Annotated in this window: 5 protein-coding genes and 1 pseudogene; all 6 read right to left on the minus strand. The window is 44.8% G+C overall.

From position 1 onward, the window contains the following. Positions 1-2,419: pseudogene (locus EAE91_RS22825) on the minus strand (S8 family serine peptidase); the annotation flags it as partial. A gap of 50 nt (positions 2,420-2,469) precedes the next feature. Next, the gene (locus tag EAE91_RS22830) at positions 2,470-2,991 is read right to left on the minus strand and encodes a DUF5625 family protein (RefSeq protein ID WP_214090460.1); all 522 of its coding nucleotides are present in this window, start codon (positions 2,989-2,991) and stop codon (positions 2,470-2,472) included. A gap of 58 nt (positions 2,992-3,049) precedes the next feature. Beyond that, positions 3,050-3,571 (minus strand): DUF5625 family protein, encoded by a 522-nt coding sequence (locus tag EAE91_RS22835; RefSeq protein WP_214090461.1) that lies wholly within the window; start codon positions 3,569-3,571, stop codon positions 3,050-3,052. Between the two features lie 48 nt (positions 3,572-3,619). Continuing rightward, the gene (locus EAE91_RS22840) at positions 3,620-4,141 is read right to left on the minus strand and encodes a DUF5625 family protein (RefSeq protein WP_214090462.1); all 522 of its coding nucleotides are present in this window, start codon (positions 4,139-4,141) and stop codon (positions 3,620-3,622) included. A 48-nt stretch (positions 4,142-4,189) separates the two neighbouring features. Then, positions 4,190-4,720, minus strand: a complete 531-nt coding sequence (locus tag EAE91_RS22845; RefSeq protein WP_214090463.1) for a DUF5625 family protein — start codon at positions 4,718-4,720, stop codon at positions 4,190-4,192. Between the two features lie 109 nt (positions 4,721-4,829). Continuing rightward, the coding region (locus EAE91_RS22850; RefSeq protein ID WP_214090464.1) for an HlyD family type I secretion periplasmic adaptor subunit at positions 4,830-5,523 on the minus strand (694 nt) is incomplete at its 5' end.

Raw genomic sequence — 5,523 nt, forward strand, 5'->3', positions numbered from 1 at the left:
GAGTACGATCAAAAACCTTGCCGTCCTTGTCGTGAGTGAGGACATCCTCGACAGGCATCGCATTGGGTGTTTGTAAATCAACCGCCGAAATATCTGAAAAATTGAGTTTTTGGATATTTTTCAGCGTAACCGTGCCGTCACGCCCGGCGACCTTATCGGCCACCACATACCCACTGTCGGTACGGGTAATTTGATAATCGCCGTGGTTACCGTGCAGGCTGACGATGTTGACCCCACCGTCCCCATCAATCGTAGCATTGCCGTGACCCACTTCGATCACGTCGTCACCAAAGCCGCCAAAAATCTTATCATCGCCGCCGCCAGCGTGAATGATGCTGCCGTCCCTGGAGGCGTAAATTGTGTCACCCTGAGGACCGGCATAGATAACCGACTTACCCGTGCCACCAACGATGGTGTTGTGCCCGCTGCCGCCGACCAGGACGTCGTTACCCATACCACCTATCAGAGTCGAATTGCCGGAGCCCCCCTTGATAAAGACACCGTTGACACCGCCACTTATAATCGTATCATTGCCGCTCCCGCCTTGGGCAATAGTTAAACCTGCCCGATCCATGTCCAGTGCCACACCTTGGTTACCGACAATGATTCCCGTATCGTGCCCGCCATTACCGTGAATATTTTTCGTATCGTCAGAAGCGCTGATAACAAAAACATCATCGCCGGCACCACCGACATAGGTATTGCTCCCTGCGCCCCCGACCAGCCAGCTACCAGTTTTTGCCGCAATCAACGTATCATTGCCGCTGCCACCATACAGATTGCTCACTCCCAGTTGCTCCGCATTGAGGGTTTCATCTGTTTCACTCTGGCTGGCGTAAGCCGTGGTTGTGATATCGTTGGTGGTGGAAGTCACTTTCGTGCCGGTTCCCTGAGTACTCAGGGTGTTGCTAACGGTATCACCAAGAAAATCGACAGCCAGTACTTCCTGAGTTTTACCATTGATAGTAAACGATCCACTGGCAACAACTTTATTCCCATCACGGACTTCCGTTTTGTTCGAAGCCCGGACGTTTATCTGAGTAATACCCAATTCCGCCAGTGTCTTGAGTTCGCCCACACCGACTTTCGCATCGCGGGTACTGTCGACCCAAACCCGCAGCTTACTCCAGATCGGGTCAGTCTGATCAATCACTCCGTCTTTATTAGCATCTTCACTGGCTAAAGCACCGAAGCCATTATTGAATTTTTTTTCGCCAGCGGATCCGTTTATTCCGGCCTTACCACCGTAGTATTCGGAAAACATCTGGCCGGCATTTTTTATCTGACCGCTACCATCGTCGATCACCAATATTCCGGTATTGCGATCCGCCCAGCCGCTGCGCTTAAGCGTGCCACTGTTGTCCATGTCGAACAGCACGCCGTCACGGATATCAGTCATATGCACACCATTGCCGCTCAGATCCAATAACAGCGGGTCAACATAGGTGTTGAACGTCGTCATTGCCGATAAGCCGTTCAACGTCACAGCGTTGCGCAGGCCAAAGTCCAGCTTGCTAGTGTCTCCGGGTTGGTAGAAAGGCTTGTAGAACTCCGACAGATAGGTGTTAGGTCGGACATTGGGGTCGAGCTGCATTTCACCGGGACGAATACCACCGGTGGCAAGACCCGCCATTTGGGTGGAGGCGAAGTCTGTTTTATTGAGCATATCCCCGACGGCAGATATTTTATGTGTTGCAGAATTTTGTATAAACCCGTTAGCAACATCCTGCTGCGCTTTGTTTTCGCCCTGAATATGTTTCTGGGGCTGTGGAGAGGAATTGATATCAATATTAATTAAGCTTTTTGGTGGGCTGGGAAGTGTACCCTCGGTACCTACCGGTTTAAGCCATTCAGGGGTAGACCATGGAACAACTCTTTTTTCATAATGATCACCATTACGCATGAGGTCGTCCCGAATGATTTGAGCTCCATTAGATGTAAGCATAGCTTTCAACATAGCACGATTAGTATTGGGAACCACATTTCCTTCAAAAATCTTTCCTAGGAAATTCTTTCGATTGTACCCAATAGATTGTAATGAGTAATACACGAAATCTACGCAACTGTTGGAATTCACCCAATAGGTTTCAGGATTAAATCCACCTGACGTTGGATCATCTGAGAATTTACTTAACTCCTTGTACTGTTTCTCAGTCAACGCGATGGTGACTTCATAAGTGGTCTCTTGGTAGGCCACATTATCATGAGGAGTTACTTTTCCTACTCCAACCGGCACACCGTCCCTTGACTCGAAACCGACACTTCTTTCATTTCCGTTACCGTCACTTATCACATACCACATATGACCGCCGGACGACTTGTGTATGTCTCCCGCTTTGTTATTTTTCTTATCTTCCTGATAAACATACTTAGCCCCCATCGGAGCAACTTTATAGGTCACAGTATATTTCTTTTCCATACTTATTATTTCCTCTATTGGTTATTTCTATTTGTTTTTTTCTACATAAATCAAATCTTCGGATCGTAATAGGTGAATCCAACAAAACTCTCGATGCCACTAAAAGCGGGAGCATTCTTCAAGGTGGTAATAACCACAGAATAACTCCCGGGGGGTAGTGAAAATGTCTTAATTTCTCGCACCGCCGTATTTATCCTTCTCTCTTCGTAATAGAAAACCTGTCCCCCATCGTATCCCCTAGCATTTATTTTTTTGTCAAAAAAAATCTCGCCATCTTTAACGATATGGAGTGAAACAGGGATAATTACTCCATCTTTATCAGCTCTCCCAAAAAACTTAAACCGCCTTTCCATTTCATCATAACCCTCCCCAGTTTCAAACAGTAAGGTGAACTGATAATTACCTTCCTTGCTGAGTTCAAAATCAATTTTGACTGATTGACCAGACTTCGATACGTCAATAGGTCTGTATATATCCATGTGCCTAGAGCAGGACATTAATAAGGTTAAGCTCATAAAAACAATAATATTTCGCCAATTTTTAAACCTTTTATATATACGTAATAATTTCATTTCTTCACTCCAAATTTTTATATTTCCTTTGTTTATACTGATACCATTTTAAATCTTTTTAAATTTTCGGATTGTAATAGGCGAACTCGACAAAACTCTCAATGCCATTAAAAGCAGGGACATCCTCCAGAGTGGTAATGACCGCAGAGTAACGTCCAGGAGGTAATAAAAATGTCTTAATTTCTCGCACAGCCGTATTTACCCTTCTCTCATCGTAATAGAAGGACTGCCCCCCGTCGTATCCCCCGGCGTTTATTTTTTCATCAAAAAAAACCTTATCATTTCTAACCAGATGAAGCGAAACGGGAGTTGTCACCCCGTCATCATAAATACTCCCAAATAACTCATCTCGCCTGTTCATTTCATCATGACCATCTCCTCTAGCAAACAGCAGGACAAACTGATAATTGCCTTCCTTGCTAATTTCAAAATCAATTTTGACTGATTGACCAGACTTCGATACGTCAATCGGTTTGTATATATCAATGAACTTAGAGCAGGCCATTAATAAGGCGCAGCTCATAAAAATAATAATGTTTCGCCAGTTTTTGAATCTTTCGTTTACCTGTAATATTTTCATCACGTCACTCCAAATTTTTATATCTTCTTTGTTTATACTGATATCATTTTAAATCTTCGGATCGTAATGGTTGAATTCAACAAAACTCTCAATACCATTAAAATCAGGGACATCCTCCAGGGTGGTAATTACCGCAGAGTAGCGTCCGGGAGGTAATGAAAATGTTTTAATTTCTCTCACAGCCGTATTTATACTTCTCTCTTCGTAATTGACGGCACTCCCTCCTTCGGATCCCGCAGCGTTTATTTTCTTGTCAAAAAAAATCTTGCCATCTTTAACGATATGGAGTGAAACGGGGGTTATTACTCCGTTTTTATAAACTCTCCCAAACAACTCAAACCTCCTTGCCATTTCATCGTAATCATCCGTAGTAGCAAACAGCAGGACAAACTGATAATTGCCTTCCTTGCTGATTTCAAAATCAATTTTGACTGATTGACCAGACTTCGATACGTCAATTGGTCTGTATATATCAATGAACTTAGAGCAGGCCATTAATAAGGCACAGCTCATAAAAATAATAATATTTCGCCAATTTTTAAACCTTTCATGTACCCGTAATACTTTCATTTCGTCACTCCAAATTTTGATATTTCCTTTGTTTATACTGATACCATTTTAAATCTTCGGATTAAAATAGGAGAATTCGACAAAACTCTCGATGTCATTAAAGGCAGGGACATCCCCCAGTGTGGTAATTACCGCAGAGTAACGCCCCGGGGGTAACTCAAGTATTTTTATATTGCGCACCGTGGTATTTATACTTCTCTCTTTGTAATAGAAGGATTGTATCCAACCACTGCCCACTGAGTTTATTTTTTCGTCAAAAAAAACCTTACCGTCTTTAACCAGACGAAGCGAAACGGGGACAGCAACCCCATCCTTATCAATATTTCCGAACAACTTATCCCGCCTTTCCATTTCATAAAAACCATTCCCATTAGCAAACAGCAGGGCAAACTGATAATCCCCAGCCTTTCTCTTGCTGAGTTCAAAATTAATCTCGACGGATTGCCCCAAATGCGACACATCAATCGGTTTACGTATAGTATCAATGTGCTTAGAGCAGGCCATTAATAAGGTGCAACTCATGAAAACAATAATATTTCGCCAATTTTTAAACCTTTCATGTATACGTAATACTTTCATTTCATCACTCCAAATAAAGTAAGGCGGCGAAAAACATTAACGGTCATTTATCTCAAACCCGGAAAACGGTGAGTATGGCGAGCCGGGTTCACAGAGCTGCCCTCACGGCCTACCGTTCTCTCAGACTTTCATCTATATGTTGCTGTAATGGACTCAAGAAGTAATCGATCACGCGACGTTGATCGGTTTTTATTTCTGCCGTGATCGACATGCCCGGAGACAGTGGGACTCGCTGACCATTGACCATCACGTGATCAGACTTCAAGCGAATACGGCTGCTATAGATGAGTCCACGTTTTTCGTCCTCGATAGCGTCGTTCGATACGTTCAGCACTTCGCCGTCAACAGTGCCATACTTGGTGAAAGTGAAGGTTTCCACCTTAACGGTGACCGGTTGACCAACATGGACGAAACCTACATCCTTGTTTTCCAGCATGGCCTCCACTTCTACCGGTTGGTCTGCGGGGACGATGACCATCAGCGGTTGAGCGGGTGTCACCACGCCACCGACAGTATGGATAGCGAGTTGTTGAACTGTGCCGGCCACCGGGGCTTTGAGGCTGGTCAAGGTTTCCTTGTAGCGGGCCTTCGCCAGCTCCTGAACTAAGGTCGCTGCTTTTTTGTTGGCTTCCTGTTGCAGGTCGAGCATGGCGCGGCGATTTTGCGCAACAACAGTCTCACGCCGACGTCGCGCCTCGTCCTGAGCGGCGGTGTACTGCAAGACACTGGCCTGTTGTACGCTTAACTGGCGTTGCAGATCCAGTCGCGTCTGCTCTTTCTCCAGATATTCATGCCGCGACACA

The organism is Photorhabdus noenieputensis, from assembly GCF_018448935.1.
Taxonomy (GTDB): domain Bacteria; phylum Pseudomonadota; class Gammaproteobacteria; order Enterobacterales; family Enterobacteriaceae; genus Photorhabdus; species Photorhabdus noenieputensis.